Genomic DNA, 21,370 nt, shown 5'->3' with positions numbered 1-21,370 from the left:
AGTAATGGCTCACGATAATCAGGCAATTATTGTAAACTGAAAAATACGAATTTTTAAAAACAAATAGATACCAAATAAACATGCGATTCTATTTATTTACCTGCCAGCTTACCTTGTAGGTAACCCGAAAGCCGTCGTGATCCGATAATCTGGGACTGCGCTCCGAGCCATCGAAAAGAGCCTCGACGCGCACAGGTATGACATCGACGGCGGAACCGCTCTCGAATAGTTGGAGGTCTTGCGTATCCATCCACGGTTCATCACCGTCCCAAGATATGCGGACATCGCATGGTAGCGGATTATCGATGCAATATTCCTGCACGATCTCGAACGGCTCGGTAACGTTGCGGAAGCGTTCGAACCGTATCGCCGAACTCTTCATATTGAAGTCTCCGCCAAGAATCGTCGGAATGTTCGGGTCCCCGACAGCGGAAATGAAATCGCCCAACTCTTCGACCTGAAGGCGATGCGCACGGGCATGTCGCCGTGGCGGTACCCGAGAAGACCTCTGCGAATTGAGATGCGTGTTAAACAGATTGATTGTGCCTGGGACACCGGGAATAGCCATACGTGCATACAGCATACCCTTATTGCTGAGGCAGTCGAGGCCTGCACATCGACGCTTGCCAAACGGCTCCGAGTGCGTTTCGATAATTGGGTATCGACTGAGAATGGACAGGCCTGATCCGACCAGATGCAGGCCAAGTTCCCCCTTCTTCCACCGGTACGGACCAGGCATCTTGTCGTTGACAGGCAAATTCTTAGATTGTGTTCGGGACGGGCCAGAAACCATGTTCGGGTAGCCAAGGCCCTGAACGGCGTTGACTGCAGCCTTGCTAAACATCTCCTGCACCATGATCACGTCCGGTGCGGTGCCTTGTCTCATCATGTTCTTAAGTGCAGCGTTAATCTTCACCAGAGATCCGGCGCGCTTCCCACGAGCCGGCCAGCCAAGTCCTTCAATGTTGAAGGTCAGAACGTCGAACGTAGTGCTAGCGCGCAGACCATCGGCTGACACAGAGATTGCGTGCCCACCTGTTGCGCAGGACTGCATCAGGGGAGGAGGCAGCGCGACACAGCTTGCTGTACCGGTCACAAAAGCGAGCGTCGACAGACGGCATACCATCGACCACGGCAATGCAGCTGTTTTTCGTGACGTAGTGAAGAGCATTAGGTGCCGGTCTCTGCGAACCTGAGCGCGGTAACGCAAGTGCTTCATTCGTTTGCCTATGTTCGTGCGGAAGCAGGATTAACGAATGACGTGCATCGCAGATCGCAGCGGTCTCCGCCGATTGCATGACGCATTACAAAGCGCCTACGCAACGTCCTGATTGCCGGCAATCAGGAGTTCGTCCTCAGAGGGGTGGTGCTGACCACTGCCGGCTGGGCTACTCTGTACGCAAGCTATCTTCGAGGATCAGCCGCTCGTGCGCCAACGCCGCCTGGCTGATTAACGTGCTAAACAAGACCCCTCGATCGGCCCTGATCGGATCACGCCCATCAGAACGGACAAGAGCCAAAACCGCTAAAGTCCCAAGTGACGTCCGCAAAGGCTCAACCCGCCATTCAGCAGAGGCAATATTTGTTGTCCCACGACCTGCCGATACGCCGTGCTCCCAACACCAATCCAGCGCTGCTTGATCAATCGGGCCCCAAGAAAGTGGATCCATTGTCGCGTCGACAAGTTCCAAACCTCCACCGCGTTCGCGGAAAACGGCAACGTCGGCCTTCAGCACGCTGCTGAATTCGTCACAAACTGCACCAGCCGTCTCATTCCAATTTGCTGCACGAGCAAGGATCTGGGCAAAGGATGCAATCCGGGCATTTTCTTTCGCGCTGCGATCACTCAAGGCAACCCGGCTCCGGAGCGCTTGCGTCACCCAGCTGGTATAGACTGCGACCGCCAGTAACGATGCCAGCGTCAAGAATATGACGGGCGTTGTCGGTTCGAAGTGGAAACGAGGCTGAAGCAAGAAAAAATCGAAGCCCAGCACTGACGCCGTGGTCGCGGTGAGGGCTGGACCGATCCCGAAGCGGGCGGCCGCAGCGATCACAGGAAACAAGAACAGTAGGTTCAGCGGTCGTCCGCCGATCAACAGGCTTGCCAGCTCAGCAAGACAGAGCGTGATGGCGACGAGGCCTAAGGCGAAGAGATGATGGCGCAGGTTGGGCTTTGATGGGAGCGATGCCTCTGCATCTGCTGTTTCAAAGGCTGATGCGGGCACGGTCGCCGGCGCGATATGGACCGTCACCGAAGGTAACCGCTCCTGTACCAACGATATCATCGACCGTCGAAACCAGCGGCGCTTAGGTTCGGATGTCGGGGCTCCGATGACGAGATGCTCGACCGGTGAACCTGCAAGATGTGCAACCAAGCCGCTTGCTACGTCGTCGTCGGGTTCGTTGCTGACTGTCGCCCCCCGACGCAAAGCCAGCGCTAACGCGTCAGCTGCTCTTCGTGCGATGGCGGGATCGCGAGCCGATCGAGGCGTCTCGATGAACACCGCGTGCCAGCTCGCACTTAGCGCCGCGGCCAGATCTGCAGCTAGTTCAACGACCCGCTCTCCGCTTCCCGATCCGCTTACTGCCGCAAGAATACGGGTTTCCGCCACCTCCTCAACCTTGAGCGAGGGATCTTTCGCGTTCAATCCAGACTCGTCGCGAAGGATCACGTGACAAACAGCTTTGTGTTCAATTGCGGCAATCTCACGTTCTGTTCGCCGACGGCCAGGTCGCTATCGTTTCCTTTGTCGACGGGTTCTCAATGGCGACATCGTCGAAGCTTACGGCAACGAGGCATACCGGACGCTGGTCCTTGCCCGCCGGCTGACGGCACCGAACTGTCGATCCATCGGGAAAGCGGGCTATGCGCCCGGAGAGGCGGACGCGCAGGCCTTGATCGATCTTGAGATCGGTCTCAGTTATCTGACGTACGCTCTCATAGGGCTTGCCCCCGCGCCTCGCGCTCCTCGCCCCCTCATCGGAAAAGACTTCCGCCAACCCGAGCGTCTGGCCCGGAAGCGTCACAGCATCAATGCCAAGTGGAGCGACGGGCAGCGAACCGGACTCGCAGGTCTCGCGCGACGACCACGGTCGCGCAATCCAGAAGCCCTCGATAGCCTTTTTCCGATTGGCCGAAGGCGTGGCGTTTGCAACACTTGATGACGGTTCCTCCAGCCACTCGCTAGCATCGAATACAGCCGGTGTGACCGAAACCCTAAGTGAGGATGACTTGGCGTCGTACCGCCATTGGAATGCCTCGCGACTGTCTTCGCTCACCGGACCATCGCAACCGAACGGTAGGTCGACCTCAAACCGCAAACCCTGGGCAACGGACGCCATCTCTGGAAGTCGCGCTCCTGACGAAGTGGCGTCTGCCGCAGCGTTGGCAATCGCGATCATATCGCTGCGTGCCAGAATACTGACACCAGGCGTCTCGGGAACGAGCGGTTTTTTTGCGACCTGCACAGGCGCTGGACTTGCGACTGGCGGCAGCGGTGGGGGCGCGGTGCTTCGCCCTATGAGAAACCCGCCCCCGCCTAACAGAACGATCGCCGCGGCCGAGCCGGCAACGACGAGGCGACTTGTACGGGGGGTTGGCTCGATCATTCAGGAACTGTAGCAAATTTCTCACGATCCTCCATACCGCGTGGCATGAAGGTTACTATGAAAAGCACTGGCTTCTGGTTGCCGCTGAGGCAGTTATGACGCTCGACCAGATCGTTACACTGCTTGTACTGGGCTGCGTCGTCGCGGCGCTCATCTGGGACAAGGTGCGTGCGGATGTTGTAGCTCTAGCGGGCGCGGCCGTTTTGCTTATGGCGGGTGTGGTTCGCCCGATTGACGTTCAGGGTGCCTTTGCTAGCCCCGCTATCATCGCACTAGCCTCGCTTTTCGTCATTTCCTATGCGCTCGAACTGTCGGGATTGCTTGATCGTGCGATTGAAGCTGCCGTCGCGATGTGCCGGCGCTTAGGCGGAACGGGGGTCTGGCTATTGCTAGGTATTGCCGGGCTCTTTTCCAGCGTGTTGAACAGCACCCCGATCGTCGTGCTGACCGCCCCCGTCGTCAAGGACGTCGCGGCGAGCCTGCAACTGCCGGCCAAGCGCTATCTGATGCCGCTATCCTACATCACGATCCTTGGCGGATGCTGCACGTTGCTGGGCACGTCGACCAACCTCCTGGTCGACGACATGGCGCGCATTGCCGGTCAAAGCCGCTTCGGCATCTTCGAGATCACGCCCGTGGGTGTGCCCGTTGCGTTGGTTGGCGGACTCTATCTACTGCTATTCAGCGGCAAATTAATGGGCACGCGGATGCTGGACCCAACCGATGGGCATCCGGATGCGACTATCAATGTTGCTGGCGGGCAAGTCGGGGACGCCGAGTTATTTGCCGAGCGTCGTCCGTTGCAGCCCGTCAAGGCTGCCATCGCGCTTGGGACGTTCGTCGGCGCGATCCTGCTCGCCGCGCTGAACGTCGCACCGATCGCCGCAACGGCATTTGCAGGAGCAGTGTTGCTAATCTTGCTACGTGTCATCTCGGCCGATCAAGCCTATGGCGGCCTTCGACCTCAGATCCTCATTCTCATTGCTGGGATGGTCGTCTTGGGGATCGCGATGGCGCAAAGCGGGCTCGCGAGTGCCGCCACCACAAAGCTTATTGCCACTCTCGAGGGCGTAAGTCCGTTAACTGCTCTCATCGTGCTCTATGGCCTGACAATGGTTCTGACCGAGTTGCTCTCGAATGCCACCGTGGCCGTGTTGGTCACACCGGTCGCAGTGGCATTGGCGGAGAGTCTCGGGGTAAACCCTCGCCCCTTCCTTGTTGTAGTCATGATCGCCGGCAGTGCCTCCTTTGCGACCCCATTCGGCTATCAGACGAACGTCATCGTTTATCAACTAGGACGCTATCGATACACGGACTTCCTTCGCGTGGGACTTCCGCTCAATCTTCTTACCGCTATCGTCGCGATCACCACTACATGTGCGTTCTTCCCGTTCTGATCCATGCTCAGTGCCGCCCCGAAATGACCGCCATGGTTAGTTTGCATCGGGACGGCTACCAGATGCGAATGACGTCGTGATCGTCACTAAGATTGTCGGGTGATCGACGCCGCAGATCAGGCACTGGAGAACCGATTGGAACACGATGCCTGGTGGCGGACTTATCTGGATCAATGGACGGCGCTCCCGTTTCATGACCTGATCTCGGCTGTCGCGATCTTAGGCACGGCCCTCCTGCTGGGTATCGTTGCAGGGCGCCTCGCCTGCCAGTACCTTCTGCCGGCCTTGGCGCCACGTCACGCAGATGTGATCGCGCCGCGGCTGATGGCAATTGCTCGCGCTGGTGTGACGGCGCTGTTACTGACGGCGTTTCTGGGCATTCGCGGGCTGAGCCCCGGCGCCGACCTTCTCCTCGCCGGAGGTCTCGGCATCGCTATTGCGGTGCTGGCCTATGAGTTTGGCCGTGCGCTTGGCCTCCAAAGCAGGCCGGCGTCGTTGATCGCGGCCACGTTGTTCCTCATCGTGCTGGCAAGTCGACTGGGTGGCCTTAGCCCTCTGATCGCGGGACTAGATCGCGCCAGCATGAGGGTTGGCAACCGTCGCATCTCGCTGCTCGACATCGTCAATGCGGTCGGCTTGTCACTCCTGCTGTTCCTCGCCGCGAGAGCACTCCTCGGGATTATCCTGCGCTGGATCGGACAGGCTCGGCTGCTCGACGCGGCGCAACGCGTGCTGTTCCAGAAACTCGCCCAAATCGCGGTTGTCACCGTCGCGATCTTCGTCGGTATCGACCTTCTCGGCATTGATCTCACAGCGCTGGCCGTGTTCTCCGGGGCGTTCGGGCTCGCGATCGGTTTCGGTTTGCAGAAGACGCTCGGCAATCTGATCGCCGGTCTCATCCTGCTGCTCGACCGATCGATCAAACCCGGCGATGTCATCGCGGTGGGCGACACCTTCGGCTGGGTCAACAAGATCGGCGTTCGCGCGGTCTCAGTCCTGACCCGCGATGGCAAGGAGCATCTGATCCCGAACGAACGGCTGATGACCGACGAAGTCGAAAACTGGTCTTTTTCAAGCCGGGACGTCAGGGTTCATGTCGGATTTCGGGTATCGTTCGATTGCGATCTGCGACTTGCGCAGAGGCTCGCCGTTGAAGCCGCATCCGTCTCGCCCCGTGTGCTGACCGAACCCGCCCCTGTCTGCTGGATCAAGGAATTTGGCGACAACGGGGTAGAGTTCGACCTGCGGATATGGATCGACAGTCCCGAGGCGGGGGTTGGGAACGTCACTAGCGACGTGTTCTTTCGAATCTGGGATCTGTTCAAGGAACATGGCGTCACCATGCCAGTGCCCCAGCGCGATCTGCGCTTTCATTCGCCACCAAGCGGGGAAATAACTCCGACATAGTCCACTGCCACTCTGATCGGGTTGCCCCGGTCAATTTCTGATGCGATAGGGCGTGACGGGTGCTCTCATGTCAATGGGGCAGGTTTTTACGCTGGTCGGGCCGCCAGTGCTGAAAATTTGTGTCCGGAGACCGTCACGATGGGCCACTCGCGCCACGTACAGCCAAGCGCTATTCGCCGCTTTCTCGAAAGCCAATCCTCCGCCGGTCTGGTGCTGATGGGCGCGGCGGTATTGGCACTCATCGTAGCGAACTCGCCGCTCGGCCCGAACTACGAGACCATCCTTCACGCCTACGTCGGGCCGCTATCGGTCGGGCACTGGATCAACGATGCGTTGATGGCGGTATTTTTTCTGTTCGTTGGCTTGGAGATCAAGCGCGAGATGCTGGATGGCCAGCTTTCGACTTGGTCGCGTCGCATATTGCCGGGGATCGCTGCCGCTGGCGGCATGATGGTCCCGGCCTTGGTGTATCTCGCGTTCAATCGTGGTCCGACCGCTGCAGGTTGGGCAATTCCAGCGGCCACCGACATTGCATTCGCACTCGGAGTAATCGCGCTTCTCGGTAACCGCGTTCCTGCATCCCTGAGGGTGTTTCTGGCGGCACTAGCGATCATTGACGACCTTGGCGCCGTGATGATCATTGCCGTGTTTTACACGGCGAAACTGTCGATACCGGATCTTGCCGGGGCGGCCGTAGCGATCATGGTTCTGATAAGCCTCAACCGCTTCGGCGTGCGTCGCCTTACGCCGTATCTGCTCGTGGGGGTTACCCTATGGGTATTGGTGTTCCGCTCGGGTATCCACGCGACGCTCGCCGGGGTCGTGCTCGCCTTCACCATCCCGATGCAGTGCACGCCCGGCCATCCCGACAACGACTTGGACAGCCCGTTGCATAAACTGGAGCATGCGCTGAACCTTCCGGTTGGCTTTCTCGTCGTGCCCATCTTCGGCTTGGCCAATGCCGGAGTGCCCGTGCTGACGCTACCTGCCGAGGCGCTGGTTGCGCCCGTGACGGTTGGCGTTACCTTGGGGTTGCTGATCGGAAAAATCACAGGTGTGTTCGGCTTTTCCATGCTCGCGGTTCGTCTCGGCTTGGCCGACATGCCAGCCCACGCGGGCAAGCGGCAGTTGCTCGGTGTCGCATTGCTCTGCGGGATCGGCTTTACGATGAGCATCTTCATCACATTGCTCGCTTTCCCCGGCAGCCAACTTTTACAGGCGGAAGCCAAGCTAGGCGTTCTCGCCGGCTCCTTCCTCTCCGGACTTCTCGGTTACCTCCTGCTCCGGAGCGTCACGTCCGGCCGGCCGAAGGCTAATACCGGCCTCTGAGCGACGGGTGGCGCACGGACCAAAGCGTGGTCGAAGCACCTGCCCATCATTGTTTTAATACTGGATACAGGAAAAAATCTTGAGAGCTGGCACATTGCCCGCCCCGATCCGCGCATTGCCTTGGTCGATGCTCGCGACGGTATTGGCGATCACCACGTTTGGGCTGGTAACGCTCTACTCGGCTGCCGGAGGGCATCTTGCGCCTTGGGCAACGAACCAGGCCGTGCGCTTCGCCGTGCTGTTTGCAGGGATGCTCGTACTCTCGCGGGTTTCCGTCGCGACGTGGAAGCGGCATGCCTACACTTTCTACGCCGTCACGCTCGCGTTGCTCCTGCTTGTCGAGTTGTTCGGGCATATCGGCATGGGCGCTCAGCGCTGGATCGATCTGGGCATCATCCGCCTGCAACCATCCGAGTTCATGAAGCTTGCGGTCGTGCTGAGCGTTGCGCGCTTTTACGACACAGTCCCGCCCGGTTTCATCAGCCGCCCCGGCGTATTGATCATCCCGGTTGCGCTGGTCGCGGTTCCAGCCGGGCTCGTGATGCTGCAACCAGACCTTGGCACCGCCATGATGATCACCATCGCCGGGACGACGATGATCTTCCTGGCAGGTACGAAAATGCGCTGGTTTATCGGCGCCGGCGCGATCGTAGGCGCCCTGCTGCCAGTCGCATGGGGGTTGCTCCACGATTATCAAAAGAACCGCATCCTGATATTCATGGATCCGGAGAGCGATCCGCTCGGCACGGGCTACCACTTGTCGCAATCCAAGATCGCGATCGGATCCGGCGGCATTTTCGGCAAGGGGTTTCTGCAAGGGACGCAAAGCCACCTGAAATACCTCCCAGAAACACACACCGACTTCATTTTCTCGACGATGACGGAGGAGTGGGGGATGATGGGCGGCCTGTTCGTCCTTCTGGCCTATGGCTACCTCGTCAGGTGGGCCTTGAACCTGGGGTTCGACGGCAAGTCGATGTTTGCTCGTCTGGTCGCTGCTGGACTTGCGATGACGCTGTTTCTGTATGTCAGCATCAACATCGCGATGGTCATGGGCCTGGCACCTGTCGTCGGCATCCCGCTGCCGCTGCTATCCTATGGGGGATCGGCAATGATGACCGTTTTGATCCTGCTTGGAATCCTCATGTCGATTCACCGAGAGCGGTTCCAGACACGCCATATCGGGGGGCTATGACTCTGCTGAATGCTATGGCTTTGTTCCGATCCTCGACGGACCAACCTAGCTTCACAACAGCGGCGTGCCGATGCAGGAGGTGGCATGCACACTGGGGATGCAGACACGGTGCACTATCGCCTGCGGCGCCAGAGTCGTACCCCAGCGTGGCTGGCCTTGTCCTGGCGGGCGCTGGTCGCGCTTGCGCTGATCGGCATCGCGCTCGCGGTCCATTGGTTCGATCGAGATGGCCTTCGTCAGAACTCGGGCGAGCCCGTGACGTTCGCCGACATCCTGTATTTCACGATGATTACCGTGACGACGGTCGGTTATGGCGACATCGTTCCTGTGACACAGCAAGCGCGGATGTTCGATACCTTCGTCGTGACACCGATCCGGCTCTTCGTATGGCTCATCTTTCTAGGTACCGCGTATGATTTTCTGCTCAAGGGCGTCTGGGAGAGATGGCGTATGTCGGTGATCCAGAGGCACCTCGAAGGTCATGTCGTGGTCGCCGGTTTCGGCACAAGCGGATCTGAGGCTGTAAGTGAACTCATCCGTCGCGGTGCCGATCCGGGTATGATCGTGGTCGTCGACGAGCGCGCTGCGGCGTTACGCACGGCAGAGAGTTGCGGCACGACGGTGATGGAGGGGAACGCGACACGAAACGCAGCGCTAGAGGCGGCCCGTCTTTCCAAGGCCCGGGCGCTTATTGTTTCCGCCGGTCGCGACGATACCTCGATCTTGATAGTGCTGACGGCGCGGCGGATCGCACCCGATCTACCGATCAGCGTGGTGATCCGGTCGGAAGACAACGAAGCAATCGCGCATCAGGCAGGCGCAAACGTGGTCATCAATCCGGCCAGCTTTGCCGGCCTCCTGCTCGCCGGGTCCACACACGGCGCACATACCGCCGAATACATGGCCGATCTTGCCGCGTCAGGCGGGCGTGTAGTTCTGCGAGAGCGCAAGGTCTCTGCCGAAGAGGTAGGTAAACCGCTTGCTTCCATCGCCACCGGGCTCGGCCACCGCATTTATCGTGGTCATCAGGACTACTGCTTCTGGGAACCTGAGGCCGCCTGTTTGGAGGCCGGCGATATGATTGTTGAGGTTGTTCCCCGCCGCTAAATCATCTCATAACAAGAAATGATCTAGCGGCGAACATGGGCGACTGCGTCTCCGAACTATTTTTTGCCACACAATCGCTTGGTTTGCTCGCGGTGGAGTCCGCAGCCGTTGAATAGCTATCTGTGGCTATCGGGGTTAAAAGCCGAAATGCATAAAAGCCAAATTAACCCGCGCGTATTTTGGGGCGCGTCTGCGATCATCGCCTTGCTGCTTGTGACGACAATAGCAGCGCCCGGCACGGCAGACTCCGCGTTCAAGGCGGCGCAAAGCTGGGCTATCGACACATTCGGGTGGTTCTATATCGCGTCCGTCGCCGTGTTCCTGGTGGTAGTGCTCGCTCTCGGCTTCGGGCCTGCGGGCAAACTCAAGCTAGGCCCGGATGATGCCGAACCCGATTTTCCGTATCTATCATGGCTGGCAATGTTGTTTGCTGCCGGCATGGGCATTGGCCTCATGTACTTCGCGGTCGCCGAACCGATTCAGCATTACATCTCTCCGCCGGAAGCAAAAAGTGGCACCATTCTAGCCGCGCGCGAGGCAATGGCAATTACCTTCCACCACTACGGTGTTCACGCTTGGGCGATCTATGCGCTGGTGGGACTGAGCCTCGCTTATTTCACTTATCGAAAGGGCATGCCGTTAACGCTGCGATCAGGCCTGTCGCCGATCCTAGGCAAACGAATCAACGGTCCGCTGGGCGATGCGATCGACATCTTCGCGGTGTGCGGCACGGTGTTTGGGGTCTCGACTTCTCTCGGCTTTGGTGTTTCGCAGATGACTGCTGGCCTCGCCTATAACTACGGCCTTCCCGACACGACTACGACCAAAGTCATCGTGATCGTGCTGGTCATGGGCGCTGCTACCATTTCGGTGTTAAGCGGAGCAGACCGGGGCATCCGACGCCTTTCAGAACTCAACCTGACGGTCGCTGTGCTGCTGATGCTGTTCGTCTTGGCAGTCGGCCCAACGCTCTTTTTGCTGCGTGCGCTCGTGCAGAATTTCGGCCTCTACCTCGATCACTTCGTCGTGCGTACGTTCACGCTCTATGCGTACGAACCGCGCGCGTGGATGGCCGACTGGACGCTGTTCTATTGGGCGTGGTGGATCGCATGGTCGCCATTCGTCGGTATGTTCATTGCCCGCATTTCCCGCGGGCGCACGATCCGGGAATTTGTAATCGGCGTGCTTTTCGTGCCTACAGCCTTTACCTTCTTATGGATGACGGTGTTCGGCAACACCGCCATCTCGCTTGACCTCGGGCCAGCGGCGGGAGGAATTGCCAGTGCGGTACAGGCAAATCTGTCTACCGCCTTATTCAAGTTTCTAGAGTACCTGCCGGCCGCGGGCGTGACTTCTACGTTAGCGATCGGGTTAGTTGCCATTTTCTTCATCACGTCTGCAGATTCCGGGGCACTGGTGATCGACACGCTGGCATCGGGTGGCGCAGAGGAAACGCCGCGCTGGCAGCGCGTCTACTGGTGCGTGCTACTGGGTACTACTGCCACGTTGTTGCTGGTCGCGGGAGGGCTCGGCGCGTTGCAGGCTGCGACGCTTCTTGCTGCCCTGCCGTTCTGCTTCATCATGTTGATGCTGGCGGTCGGCCTCGTCCGCCAGACCAACGCCGACCTTGCTGGGATAACGCTGTCCGATGACGCGGCTGCGGTCAGCGAACGGATTAAGCGGTTGCTGGTCCCGGCTCGCCGTACTGACATCGTCCAGCAGATGATACGAAACGGGGAACCCGCGCTTCGCTCGGTCTATGATGCGATGCAAGAAGAAGGCTGGACGACCAACGAACTCGCGATTGAAGAGGGCCTGATCGCGTTGACGGTCGGCGATGGTGGTCATGATTCCTTCAGTTACCGGCTCATGCCACGCTCCCGACCCCTGGCAGCTTACACCGCGTTGGAGGCGCCGGAAGCCCGCCGCAGTGTGGCTTGGACATTGGCTGCGCAGACGAACAGCCAAACACGGTTTCGTGACCTGACTGGCTTTTCTGCCGATCAAATCGCCAGCGACGTGCTGACCCAATTAGAACGATGGCGTTTGGCTGGATCTGTCAGTGCGTGATGGCACCACGCGTCGCCAAATTGCGGACTTGCTGCCGTCGCCCATATCAAGGTTTTTGAGGCATAGGAGTGCCGCCCAACTCGCTTCTTGAGGGTGCTAATGTCGCAACACCGTCCGCGCTTTGCTCTACCTGGGCCTCAGTGGGCGAGCGTAAGCGCTGCGGGCGAGACGACCATCCACACCGCCATTGCGATCATCATGAGGTTCTCCGTTAGCGACAGGAAACCGAGCGGTACGTTGCTGGACCCGCCGACGCAGGCGCACTTCAGTTCGCGCCTATCAAGGTACACTGCCTTGAACACCGACACAGCACCCACCGTCCCGATGAACAGTGCGACTGGCACCGACAACCAGGTCAGCACGCCCGCGATCATCAGCACGCCGGCCAAGCCCTCAGCGATGGGGTAGATATAGGAGTAGCGCACCCAGCGCCTAGCGAGCAGGTCGTAATTAGGGAACATAGTGGTGAAGCTTTCGATGTTCTGGAGCTTGAGTAGCGCCAGCACCGCCATGCTGAACCCGATGAACCAATCGCCCGCCCGTAAGGTAAAGGGCGTGCCGTAAGCGGCACGGCTTGCAGCGAGCGCCATCAATGCGGTCATTGCGAATAGCGCGATGATCGGCTTGTATGTCGTTGCCTTGGGATCCGCGACGGCCCTGCCGAAATGGCGGCGCACGTCGTCGTATCCGCCGATCCGCTCGCCCCCGATGAAGGTCTGCGGCGTCGTCATCACGCCGTTCTCAGCCTTGAAGGCGTCCGTTTCCTCCCGCGTGGTCAGCCAGCGGTCGTCAACGGTGCAGCCTTGGCGTTGCAGCAGATCCTTGGCCTTCAGGCCGTAGGGACAAACGTGCTTTTCCATTACCATCCGGTACAAGGTGGCGTGGCGGGGGGCAGCGATCGTGGTCATGAGCAGCGGCTTTCAAGCTGGTATCTTTCAGGCTGCCACTCATATGAGGTCCGGACCATGGTACGGAGTCAAGGGTTGGCGCAGATGACCATTGCCGGGCTGGCTCGTGGGGCAGACGTCGGCGTCGAGACCGTACGCTACTACCAGCGGCGCGGGTTGCTGGACACGCCCGAGCGGCCCAGCGGCACCGGACATGGCGGGAGTGTACGGCGCTACGGTGTTGAAGACGTACGCCGGCTGCGCTTCATTCGCTCGGCGCAGGCGGCTGGTTTCACGCTCGTACAGATCAAGGAATTGCTGGTACTGGATGCGACAGACGATCGAACACGTGCACGCGAACTCGCCAGCGAACGGATCGCAGCGTTGGACGCCAAGATCGAAGAATTGGAGCAGGCCCGCGCATCGCTGCGCCGGCTCGCTCAACAGTGCGGCAGCGGCGCGGCCGGCCCATGTCCAATCCTGACCTCGTTCGACCAGCCGGATAGCTAGATTCGAAAGGCTCGGTGGCAGTAAATGATGGGCGCAAGCCGTCATACCGACCGCATCATCCAGGCGGCTTACAGACTGATTTTGCCCCGGGCCATCTCAGCGAAGGCATACTGCGCGATAGTCGTCTCGGGCTTTTCCCTACAAATGTCGGCAAGATCGAGTAGGTCCTCGCTTCCGAGTTCTGTGATCGAAATCTTGATCTGCGTGAGACGCTTCATCGCGTCCGCGTTCTGCTCCGCCTCCTGCTTCATCCGTATTTTCAGCATGCGATCATCGTACTACTACTGGCATGAATGCGGCAGATCCCCACAACCGAGCGCCATCGTGTCGCGAATATGCTACAGAGCGTGTGGAAAGCCCTGAGCAGCGCCTGGACAGTGGCGGTTTTTCTCTGAGCGGCCACCCAAGCCGAACACGGCGTAATCGCTGCCCTCTGACCGCATAGAGGCCTCCAAAAGCCGTTTATCCGAAGCCCAGCGGTTCATTGGGGCGCGAAAGGGCCGTTTTTCGCCCTCGCTGCGGCGATCAGGCCCGGGACACCGACCAGGCTGATGGGCCGTCTCATGTTGTAGGCGAGCGCGGTCAGGCTGAATTCGCCGCGTACGTTCTCGAGCCGGCGCATCAGGAACGCGCCCTGACCCATCCACTGCTTGATGGTGCCGAAGGAATGCTCGACGTGTTTCGCCGGTGGTCCAGCATGTCAGGTCTGGCTGACAACCACGCCGCCATGCGGTCGAGAACGGCTTCGTTCTCCAGGCGCGAGACGCGGCGGAATGATGGGGTGCAGTGTGTTCTCAGCGCACACGCGTCGTAGATTAACGGCGGAAATGGCTGCTCGCCCGACTTGAAGTGTGACCGTGTAGGCGCCTGGTTCATCCCGAAGGAGCGCCAGTACCGCGGATGCATCCATTACAACAAATGTCATGCCGGATCTCCCTGCCGGCCCAATGCGAAGACTCGCCTGCCTCGGTGAAGGCCTTTGCCTTGGTCGACACATCGACACGTCGACATGCCGACACATCAGCGCTTTCGCTTGTTAGATGCCGTTCATCAGCCAAACGTCCACCTATGGACTGCAATATTGTTCATCGCCGGACATAGGTAGCGTCAACATCGGCGGCGCGAGTAATCCCAAACGGCTGCGGTTTTTGAGGCTGACGGGGTTTTCCGTGTAATAGCACGAAGTCTGCTGTGGTGGTCGCCAGGTTCGTGCCACAGCCCGGCGTTTTCCTCGTCAAAGCACGCTGAGCCGTACACATCTCAACGGTATTGCACCAGAATCGCGGTGCTCCCTGAGGTTTGCCCGTCCGAACCCGGCAAGCCTCGAACGATCCTACCTAATGTTCGTGCTATCACACGGAAAACCCCCTTTCCGTTGGACAAGCATGAGGCAGCGACACAGGTTGATCGCTGATAAAGGCGAGTTTGGGATAATGGGCGACGTTTCGGTTTTTCAGGGTGACCTGTTTTCGGTGCACAGCCCGCTGTACGGCGATGTACAGGGCGAGCGGACCGTGGCTGAGTTTCCGTTTTTCGCCCTGTCGAAAAAGGCCCATATGACGCCGATGGTCTTTGAATCAGGCGAAGCCCGGATCGAGATCAATCCGAGCAAAACCGGTGTCGCGACGATCTATGACAAGGAAATCCTGCTCTATATCGCCAGTCTCATGGCGGAGCGTGCCGAAAAAGGCGAAAAAGCCGACCGGATCATGACGTTTACCGCCAACGATCTCTTTCGCGTTACGGGTACGAACTCGTCCGCACGCTCCTACACGTCGCTCAAAGCCTCGTTGAACAGGCTGCAAGGCACACAGATCGTTACCAATATCGAAACCGGTGGCGAAGGATCGGACAGCTCATTTTCCTGGCTGCTCAAAGCCGACATCAAGTACATCAAGACGTCGACGGGTGAGCGCCGTGTAAAGTGGGTTGAAGTCATGGTATGTGACTGGTTGTATCGGGCGATCCTGACGGATCAGCGGATCGCTGCATACCATCATGACTTTTTCAAGCTTGGCCCTATCGAACGGCGTTTGTACGAACTTGCTAAATTCAACTGCAAGGATGACGGTTTTACACTTGATATTGGCGAGCTGGCGGCCCGCGTAGGCTGCGCTTCGGACCGACGTGGCCTCGAATATTTTAAGAAGCAGCTCCGCGACGTGTCTGAACAGGATTGTCTGCCCGAATATACGCTCAACGTGGTCGAAACGAAAATCCCGTCGGGCCGCGGTGGTCGGCCGCGATTGCATACGACCATCGGTTTTCGACCCAAAAGAGATCTCGAAATCCTTGAAGACGGCACCGACGCGTAATCCGTTTGCAGGTTCGCATGGGGTTTTCCGTGTAATAGCACGAACTCAAATTCGGTGATCGTCGACCGACCCGGCGCGGTGATCGAACCCCGGCCAGGGGTTTTCCGTGTGATAGCACGAACATTTCCCGAGTTTTCCGTGCGAAAGCACGAACCTTGGCGCTTTGCCCTGCCCCGATAAACCGCAAGGATGATGGAACGGCTGTCGTCGTTCGTCGAATGTGGTTTCTTCCCAATCCGACGAGCGAGGGCGTGGTCGTAACGATCATCGGCAAGGGGGGGCAAGTGTCGGGTTTCTGAGCCGCATCGTGCGCAGCGTTTACGCAAGCGCGGGATGTATACGCTGCTCAGGTCGTCACCTGCCCCATCAAGCCCATGGCATCGATAACGAAGGAATGGCTGTGAGCGGATAAAAGGAAACCCGGCACGAAGGCCGGGCATCCAAAAGCACATACTAAGTTCGTGCCGGCAAGCACAAACGATCGTCTCACAACGATCCTTAAGTATGCGCTTTTCAGATTGAATTCAAGGATGCGCGTTTTGCGCCACGGCTGACTTTTGCCTGTTTCCGCCACCCTCAAAAGGGAACGGATGATGGGGACTATTACGATAGGCGATGCCGCGCTGAAGGCGTTCGGCTTGCTGACGCGCGAGCGTGCGCCCGCGCGATCGGGCGCGCTGCACCGGACAGGCGCACCTGTGCTACGCGACAGCCTGGAGGCCGGTACCTTCGAAGAAGTCTTCTGGATGGCACCCGGCAAGGGCGAAACCGACCGTTTGCTGCATGTTGCGCGCAAAACCCTCGACGCTGCACGGCGGTTGCGGCGCGATGCGCGCTCGGGAGAACGGACGCTGACGGCCGTCGAGCGGGGTATAGCTCAGCTTACAGGCAGCGCCGTGCGGGTCTTCGAAGAGCTTCTCACGCTTGCGCGGTTAAACCGTGGCCGTGTGTACCCCTCCTACGATTATTTGGCAGAGGCGACCGGGCTTGGTCGTGCAACCGTTGGTCGGGCGCTCCGCATTCTCGAGGCGATCGGGTTTCTCGTGCGCCAGCGGCGCTTTAGCCGTGTGAAGAGTGATGGCCCCGGGCCGCGGTACGTACAGACATCCAACGCTTACCGACCTCTGCTGCCTGGCAGCGTGCAGTCCTATCTTCCGCGCTGGATGCGTCCTGCGCCGTTGCCCGACGATGTTGCCCAGTATCACGCCGACCATACGCTGGAAACCAATGCAATGCTGAAGACGCTGTCCTGCCGGGAACTCGCACAGATTACCGTCGATGGTCCGCTCGGCAAGATTCTCGCTAAGCTCGGCGAGACGATCGATCGCATGGAGCGCGAAGCTCAAATCGATCCACAACCGCTAATTGATTCTATTAAAATGGAAAATGCAGTGTTGGCCTAGACGGTCAACACGACGAATAACTGACAGAAGCCAGAAACTCCCGAACCAAACCAACGGGATAATACGCGGAAAACCCTGGACGCGGCGACGATGTCGCCGCGAATGCTCCCTAATGGGATCATGCGGTTTCTGAAGCTCTGATTATCAGACCACATTCGAAGTAGACCCGTCGTGCCATGCGTTATGAAAATCATGCTTCTTATCAGGATGTTGGATCAGAGCGCGCGGTAGAAAGCGTCCGCATTCGAGAAAGCGAACGGAAATCAAGGTTCCAGCGATGCAGGACCGGCAACCCAGCATTTTGTCCCTATCGCGTCATGACGCTTGCGTATTGGCGCTGGTATGCCTAACCGCAGCGCCGTCGGGGAGTGGCGCAGGCTGGTAGCGCACCTGGTTTGGGACCAGGGGGTCGCAGGTTCGAATCCTGTCTCCCCGACCATAGACCGTAAGGTTTATTCTCGCCCCTCCATGCTGGGGCGGGCCTTCATCATTCTATACCGTTTCACGCCAGCGATTGAACGTGAAAGCGACGAACTTCGCCCCAGGATAACCAGTTGCGGAAGACTTACGATTTATCGGTCGGTTCGCGCGATTTGCGGTATCTGGCCGAATCCGCAAAGACTGTGGGGAAACCGGAAGGCTGCAATACCGCGGCGTCGCCCATATCATTGAGGGTATTGCGTGACACCGACCGTCATCACTCCAAGCGGCCCAGGTGCGATGGAAGCAGGCCTTGTGCACGACGAAGAGGGCCAGCGCTTCGTCACGCTGACGTTTAAGGAACCGGGGGGTGAGCCCCTATTGGTCACATTTACGGTTCCCATCTTCCAGGACTATGTCGAGCAACTTGTCCGTAACGCGAAGGCAGCCAACGAGGAGGCCAACTGGGACATTCCCGGCTGACCAAGATAGCTCATCTTGACGGTGGATTTCTCCGCTTCGGACGATAGCCTTGCGCTAAGCACACAATGGCAATGGGCGACGAGCGGCTGAACCAGAATGCAGCGTCACCGCCCGATATGCGTTGCGCGCTGATCCAGAACGACGTTGAGAGCCCCTTTGGGGGTCATGCCAGCCACGGTTGCCCGACCAGTATAGCCCGTCGCATCGTAGGTCCCCGTGCGACTGATATGTATCCAGTCGCCTTTCTTCTGCGGGCAGCTTAGGCTCTGCGCATATCTGCCGTCGGCGACGCGCTGGCTGTCGATCCGGCATCGTGCTTTCGGGTCGGGCATCAGGAGCGTCTCGATCCCCTGCCCGCTCGACAGATGCTTGCGTTCGGCCTTCGATTTGCCTTTCATCATTCGCAAAAGGAATCCGGGAACACCCGGTACGGTCAGGTCTACGACCTTTGACGTGACGTCCCAATCTCCTGGCTGTACCACCTGCGCGGTAGCAGTAGTCGAAAGGCCAACTAGCATAAGCATGAGGTATTTCGTCATACCTCAGTCATTTACCGGATTGCGCGCCGTAGACAACTGACTGCCCTCCCGTGGCAGACGGTCCTGCTCCCTAGAGCGATGGCACCGAACAGTTTGCCCCAGCCTACGCAATGACCCGTTACATTACCGTATCGGTGCCCCCCAGAGCGACCATGTTGGATGGGAAGACAAGCGAGGCCGAAGGCGTGCGCCGGGGATCTCATTGCAATTCAAGGGCAGGGTTGGCCGTCATAGCTGAGTTGCTTATCGACTCTACCTGCTCGGCTGTGACCCGCCCGCACTATGCCTGGGCGCAGGCTGGCAGGGCCAATCGGAACTTGATGTCGCGATCAGTCCCCAATCGGGCTTTCGCCGTGCTTGCGCAGCACGTCGTTAAATGCCTCAGCCATCAGCGCCTGGAGGCTTCTGCCCTGGCGACGTGCCAGCGTGTGCATGGCGAACGACATCTCGGGTGTGAAGAAACCTGCGATCTGTTTGCGACCCTGCCGGCTCGCAGGACCCGATGTAGCCCCCGGTCCGCCCGCCTGGTTTTGCGTCTGTGCAACAGTCTGTGAAGCTACTGGTGTTGCGACGACTGATTCCGGCAAGGTGCGATCACGCAGGTTTGCGAAGGACGGCTTGCGGCTCATGCTACAGTTTTTCCGTTTTCTTTTAAAAGTTTGGATGATGGCTTCTTTGGCGCCTTGAGCGGTATTCCAAGCTGTAGACATGTCCACCTGTAGATGTGTCGAATGTCCCCTGCCGCCTTGCCGTTGGGCTCGAATTCCATGACGGTGCGGCCTTCCGCGCTTGCGTGGCGAAAGGCGGCGCGGTCGGCGATCTGGATCGGACAGGCTGGCGTACCAAACCCTTCGACGAGTCCGCCGGCCTCTTGGTACATGCGCGGCGCGTTAGGGGAACCTGCGGTGAACACCACAAAGGCTGGCTTACGGAGCAACTGCACGAGTTTAACCGTCGTCTGAATCGCCGCCAGGTCGAAGGCGCTGGGACGGCATGGGATCAGGACTAGATCGGCAACCTCGACTGCGGCACGCGCGGCGCTGTCGGCATGAGGCGGAGTATCGATGACGATAAAATCTGCCCCCTGCCCTCTCGCCTGCGCGATCTTGGCAGAGAGTCGTGGCGGTGGGCTGTCGATCACTTCAGGCGGTGCGTCTTGGCGCCAGGCTGCCCACTGGCTGGCAGTCGCTTGGGGGTCGGTATCTATGACGAGCGCAACGCGGCCCGCGTCATGGGCGGCAGCGGCAAGGTGAAGCGCCAGCGTCGTCTTGCCCGCGCCTCCCTTCTGGCTGATTATTGCGATAGTAGGCATGTCTGCCCTCCTACATGTCTACATCGCGACAATGCAACACTGCTGATGGGGATCAGTGTATTTGGCTGCGATGCCTACCCATCGTCGCGCGTGCTGATCTGCTTTTGGTCTGCTCTTCTCCCAAAAGTTGGCTTCAAATCAGGCGGCGACAAGGTCGATAAAATAGGGCTGTCATTTTTGACTGATATCGTAATAATGACGAAATGCTGGCCCGATTTCAAAATCTGGACGATCTCGTAGCGCCAAAAAGGCGCCGGTGCTTTGCGCCACGCAGAACGGCACCGCTCCGATGAGAGCGCGCGCGATCCTGGGCGGTGCTTTGGTCCTCGGAGGGATCGTCCTGTGGCAACGCCCATCGCTTCACTACGACAATGCTGGCTCAAATCCGTTCGGCTGCGCGTCGACGAACGACGGTTCGGTGTGCGATGCCGTCGTCGGTATCTCAAAGGTGATCCACTCGCCCTTGATCCCTGCGAACCTAGCCGCGCTTCTTCCACCGCCTGAAACACCGGGGGCGGTCGACCCCGCTATCACCCAGGCCAACGTCGACGAGACGATCTGCCGCCCGGGCTACGCCCGGTCGGCACGACCCGCCTATTCGATCACCGGGCTGCTGAAACGCCGCATGATGGATGCGCAGCATCCCGGCGAGCGCATGGTCGACTACGAGCTGGACCATCTGATCCCGATGTCGATTGGGGGCGCGCCGCTCGATATGCACGACCTCTGGCTTCAACCGCGCCAGGGCCAGGCTAATGCCGGCGACAAGAACGTCCTGGCCTATGTCCTGTGGCGGCTCGTTTGCACCCATCAGGTGCCACTGCAAACCGCACAGCGCGACATCAGTCACGACTGGACGCGAGCGTACCAAGTTTACGCGACGCCCGAGAATATCGCGAAATACTATTTCCGACATCCCGAGCAGGAGCGCGAATAGCGTTTATCAACCGGGTGGTTTCAGCATTCCACTTCAGCCAAGGAGAGTATGATGCCTCAGAATATCGCAGAGTTTCGGATCATCGGTCGGATTGGCAAGATTACGTCGCGTGAGAAAGTGAAGTACGTCAGCGTTGCGGCCAATTATAACCGGCGCGACGGCGAGGAGTGGAAGACGGATACGCATTGGAACAGCGTGGTGTGCTTCTCAAACGTCGCTTCCCAGGTCGACAATGCTGGTAAAGGCGATCTGGTCCATATTACCGGGCGCGTGCGCGAGAGCCAGCATGGCGAAGCGAACGACACGACCTACCGGACAGAGTTGATCGCAGATACATTTTCGGTACTGACTAAGACTGATACCGAGGACTCGGATAGCTGATGGGACGCGGGGGCGGCGTTCGGCACGGCTCTATCGGCGCTGCGCCCCGACCGACCGCGCACCCGGTGT

General features: G+C 59.0%; 21 protein-coding genes and 1 tRNA gene. 13 read left to right on the top strand and 9 right to left on the bottom strand.

Going from position 1 to position 21,370, the window contains the following annotated elements; translation table 11 throughout:
• Positions 1-88 precede the first annotated feature (88 nt).
• The 3 genes from J4O76_RS19600 to J4O76_RS19590 all read right to left on the bottom strand — a co-directional run bounded on the left by J4O76_RS19600 (position 89) and on the right by J4O76_RS19590 (position 3,468).
• Positions 89-1,171, bottom strand: a complete 1,083-nt coding sequence (locus J4O76_RS19600) for an endonuclease/exonuclease/phosphatase family protein (RefSeq protein ID WP_426283735.1) — start codon at positions 1,169-1,171, stop codon at positions 89-91.
• Between the two features lie 217 nt (positions 1,172-1,388).
• Entirely contained in the window at positions 1,389-2,672 is a 1,284-nt protein-coding gene (locus J4O76_RS19595) for a DUF4118 domain-containing protein (RefSeq protein ID WP_426283734.1), read from the bottom strand.
• 34 nt (positions 2,673-2,706) lie between these two features.
• A complete protein-coding gene (locus J4O76_RS19590) occupies positions 2,707-3,468 on the bottom strand; it encodes a hypothetical protein (protein ID WP_426283733.1) in 762 nt (253 codons plus the stop codon).
• A 236-nt stretch (positions 3,469-3,704) separates the two neighbouring features.
• Between J4O76_RS19590 and J4O76_RS19585 the strand changes: the two genes are divergently transcribed.
• From J4O76_RS19585 to J4O76_RS19560, 6 genes are all read left to right on the top strand, one after another.
• Positions 3,705-5,006 carry an SLC13 family permease gene (locus J4O76_RS19585; protein WP_426283732.1) on the top strand — a complete coding sequence of 434 codons (1,302 nt, stop codon included), beginning with the start codon at positions 3,705-3,707 and terminating at the stop codon, positions 5,004-5,006.
• Positions 5,007-5,105: 99 nt separating this feature from the next.
• Complete coding sequence (locus J4O76_RS19580) at positions 5,106-6,413, top strand: mechanosensitive ion channel family protein (protein ID WP_426283731.1); 1,308 nt, start codon at positions 5,106-5,108, stop codon at positions 6,411-6,413.
• A gap of 138 nt (positions 6,414-6,551) precedes the next feature.
• Complete coding sequence (gene nhaA / locus J4O76_RS19575) at positions 6,552-7,742, top strand: Na+/H+ antiporter NhaA (protein WP_426283730.1); 1,191 nt, start codon at positions 6,552-6,554, stop codon at positions 7,740-7,742.
• 127 nt (positions 7,743-7,869) lie between these two features.
• Positions 7,870-8,937: a rod shape-determining protein RodA gene (gene rodA, locus J4O76_RS19570; protein ID WP_426283785.1), complete on the top strand. Its 1,068-nt coding sequence runs from the start codon at positions 7,870-7,872 to the stop codon at positions 8,935-8,937.
• Positions 8,938-9,021: 84 nt separating this feature from the next.
• Positions 9,022-10,044 carry a potassium channel family protein gene (locus tag J4O76_RS19565; protein WP_426283729.1) on the top strand — a complete coding sequence of 341 codons (1,023 nt, stop codon included), beginning with the start codon at positions 9,022-9,024 and terminating at the stop codon, positions 10,042-10,044.
• Between the two features lie 147 nt (positions 10,045-10,191).
• Positions 10,192-12,114, top strand: coding sequence for a BCCT family transporter (locus J4O76_RS19560; RefSeq protein WP_426283784.1), 1,923 nt, complete (start codon positions 10,192-10,194; stop codon positions 12,112-12,114).
• A gap of 137 nt (positions 12,115-12,251) precedes the next feature.
• Here the strand turns inward: J4O76_RS19560 and J4O76_RS19555 are convergent, their stop codons facing one another.
• A complete protein-coding gene (locus tag J4O76_RS19555) occupies positions 12,252-13,022 on the bottom strand; it encodes a MauE/DoxX family redox-associated membrane protein (protein WP_426283728.1) in 771 nt (256 codons plus the stop codon).
• 84 nt (positions 13,023-13,106) lie between these two features.
• Here J4O76_RS19555 and J4O76_RS19550 point away from each other — a divergent pair, with 84 nt between their 5' ends.
• Positions 13,107-13,511 carry a MerR family transcriptional regulator gene (locus J4O76_RS19550; RefSeq protein WP_426283783.1) on the top strand — a complete coding sequence of 135 codons (405 nt, stop codon included), beginning with the start codon at positions 13,107-13,109 and terminating at the stop codon, positions 13,509-13,511.
• A gap of 68 nt (positions 13,512-13,579) precedes the next feature.
• On the opposite strand, the gene J4O76_RS19545 is transcribed toward J4O76_RS19550, so the two are convergent.
• Positions 13,580-13,777, bottom strand: coding sequence for a hypothetical protein (locus tag J4O76_RS19545; RefSeq protein ID WP_426283727.1), 198 nt, complete (start codon positions 13,775-13,777; stop codon positions 13,580-13,582).
• Positions 13,778-13,992: 215 nt separating this feature from the next.
• Positions 13,993-14,154 carry a hypothetical protein gene (locus J4O76_RS19540; protein WP_426283726.1) on the bottom strand — a complete coding sequence of 54 codons (162 nt, stop codon included), beginning with the start codon at positions 14,152-14,154 and terminating at the stop codon, positions 13,993-13,995.
• Between the two features lie 790 nt (positions 14,155-14,944).
• Between J4O76_RS19540 and J4O76_RS19535 the strand changes: the two genes are divergently transcribed.
• The 4 genes from J4O76_RS19535 to J4O76_RS19520 all read left to right on the top strand — a co-directional run bounded on the left by J4O76_RS19535 (position 14,945) and on the right by J4O76_RS19520 (position 18,132).
• Positions 14,945-15,826, top strand: a complete 882-nt coding sequence (locus tag J4O76_RS19535; RefSeq protein ID WP_426283725.1) for a replication initiator protein A — start codon at positions 14,945-14,947, stop codon at positions 15,824-15,826.
• Between the two features lie 590 nt (positions 15,827-16,416).
• Entirely contained in the window at positions 16,417-17,229 is an 813-nt protein-coding gene (locus J4O76_RS19530) for a helix-turn-helix domain-containing protein (protein ID WP_426283724.1), read from the top strand.
• Between the two features lie 362 nt (positions 17,230-17,591).
• A tRNA-Pro gene (locus tag J4O76_RS19525) sits at positions 17,592-17,668 on the top strand.
• Positions 17,669-17,910: 242 nt separating this feature from the next.
• Positions 17,911-18,132: a hypothetical protein gene (locus tag J4O76_RS19520; protein ID WP_426283723.1), complete on the top strand. Its 222-nt coding sequence runs from the start codon at positions 17,911-17,913 to the stop codon at positions 18,130-18,132.
• Between the two features lie 104 nt (positions 18,133-18,236).
• Here J4O76_RS19520 and J4O76_RS19515 read toward each other — a convergent pair whose 3' ends face one another.
• From J4O76_RS19515 to parA, 3 genes are all read right to left on the bottom strand, one after another.
• Positions 18,237-18,650, bottom strand: a complete 414-nt coding sequence (locus J4O76_RS19515; protein ID WP_426283722.1) for a DUF3617 domain-containing protein — start codon at positions 18,648-18,650, stop codon at positions 18,237-18,239.
• Positions 18,651-19,000: 350 nt separating this feature from the next.
• Entirely contained in the window at positions 19,001-19,300 is a 300-nt protein-coding gene (locus J4O76_RS19510; RefSeq protein WP_426283721.1) for a ribbon-helix-helix domain-containing protein, read from the bottom strand.
• Positions 19,297-19,983, bottom strand: a complete 687-nt coding sequence (parA, locus tag J4O76_RS19505) for a ParA family partition ATPase (RefSeq protein ID WP_426283720.1) — start codon at positions 19,981-19,983, stop codon at positions 19,297-19,299. The genes J4O76_RS19510 and parA overlap by 4 nt, the downstream gene beginning before the upstream one ends.
• Positions 19,984-20,272: 289 nt before the next feature.
• On the opposite strand from parA, the gene J4O76_RS19500 reads away from it, so the two are divergent.
• Together J4O76_RS19500 and J4O76_RS19495 are read left to right on the top strand one after the other, a co-directional pair.
• Positions 20,273-20,920 carry a hypothetical protein gene (locus J4O76_RS19500; RefSeq protein ID WP_426283719.1) on the top strand — a complete coding sequence of 216 codons (648 nt, stop codon included), beginning with the start codon at positions 20,273-20,275 and terminating at the stop codon, positions 20,918-20,920.
• A 51-nt stretch (positions 20,921-20,971) separates the two neighbouring features.
• On the top strand, positions 20,972-21,301 hold the full coding sequence (locus tag J4O76_RS19495) for a single-stranded DNA-binding protein (protein ID WP_426283782.1): 330 nt from the start codon (positions 20,972-20,974) through the stop codon (positions 21,299-21,301).
• The last annotated feature ends 69 nt before the right edge of the window (positions 21,302-21,370 follow it).

The organism is Sphingomonas sp. NFX23 (assembly GCF_049887795.1).
Lineage (GTDB): Bacteria > Pseudomonadota > Alphaproteobacteria > Sphingomonadales > Sphingomonadaceae > Sphingomonas.
Note: the sequence above shows the minus strand (reverse complement) of the source record. Positions and strands in the feature narration are given on the sequence as shown.

What these genes read in the sequence shown, in the direction of transcription:
- J4O76_RS19600 (WP_426283735.1), bottom strand. Translation starts at nt 1,171, where the DNA reads ATGCTCTTCACTACGTCACGAAAAACAGCTGCATTGCCGTGGTCGATG.
- J4O76_RS19585 (WP_426283732.1), top strand. Translation starts at nt 3,705, where the DNA reads ATGACGCTCGACCAGATCGTTACACTGCTTGTACTGGGCTGCGTCGTC.
- nhaA (WP_426283730.1), top strand. Translation starts at nt 6,552, where the DNA reads ATGGGCCACTCGCGCCACGTACAGCCAAGCGCTATTCGCCGCTTTCTC.
- rodA (WP_426283785.1), top strand. Translation starts at nt 7,870, where the DNA reads ATGCTCGCGACGGTATTGGCGATCACCACGTTTGGGCTGGTAACGCTC.
- J4O76_RS19565 (WP_426283729.1), top strand. Translation starts at nt 9,022, where the DNA reads ATGCACACTGGGGATGCAGACACGGTGCACTATCGCCTGCGGCGCCAG.
- J4O76_RS19560 (WP_426283784.1), top strand. Translation starts at nt 10,192, where the DNA reads ATGCATAAAAGCCAAATTAACCCGCGCGTATTTTGGGGCGCGTCTGCG.
- J4O76_RS19555 (WP_426283728.1), bottom strand. Translation starts at nt 13,022, where the DNA reads ATGACCACGATCGCTGCCCCCCGCCACGCCACCTTGTACCGGATGGTA.
- J4O76_RS19550 (WP_426283783.1), top strand. Translation starts at nt 13,107, where the DNA reads ATGACCATTGCCGGGCTGGCTCGTGGGGCAGACGTCGGCGTCGAGACC.
- J4O76_RS19545 (WP_426283727.1), bottom strand. Translation starts at nt 13,777, where the DNA reads ATGCTGAAAATACGGATGAAGCAGGAGGCGGAGCAGAACGCGGACGCG.
- J4O76_RS19540 (WP_426283726.1), bottom strand. Translation starts at nt 14,154, where the DNA reads ATGGGTCAGGGCGCGTTCCTGATGCGCCGGCTCGAGAACGTACGCGGC.
- J4O76_RS19535 (WP_426283725.1), top strand. Translation starts at nt 14,945, where the DNA reads ATGGGCGACGTTTCGGTTTTTCAGGGTGACCTGTTTTCGGTGCACAGC.
- J4O76_RS19530 (WP_426283724.1), top strand. Translation starts at nt 16,417, where the DNA reads ATGATGGGGACTATTACGATAGGCGATGCCGCGCTGAAGGCGTTCGGC.
- J4O76_RS19515 (WP_426283722.1), bottom strand. Translation starts at nt 18,650, where the DNA reads ATGCTAGTTGGCCTTTCGACTACTGCTACCGCGCAGGTGGTACAGCCA.
- J4O76_RS19510 (WP_426283721.1), bottom strand. Translation starts at nt 19,300, where the DNA reads ATGAGCCGCAAGCCGTCCTTCGCAAACCTGCGTGATCGCACCTTGCCG.
- parA (WP_426283720.1), bottom strand. Translation starts at nt 19,983, where the DNA reads ATGCCTACTATCGCAATAATCAGCCAGAAGGGAGGCGCGGGCAAGACG.
- J4O76_RS19500 (WP_426283719.1), top strand. Translation starts at nt 20,273, where the DNA reads ATGAGAGCGCGCGCGATCCTGGGCGGTGCTTTGGTCCTCGGAGGGATC.
- J4O76_RS19495 (WP_426283782.1), top strand. Translation starts at nt 20,972, where the DNA reads ATGCCTCAGAATATCGCAGAGTTTCGGATCATCGGTCGGATTGGCAAG.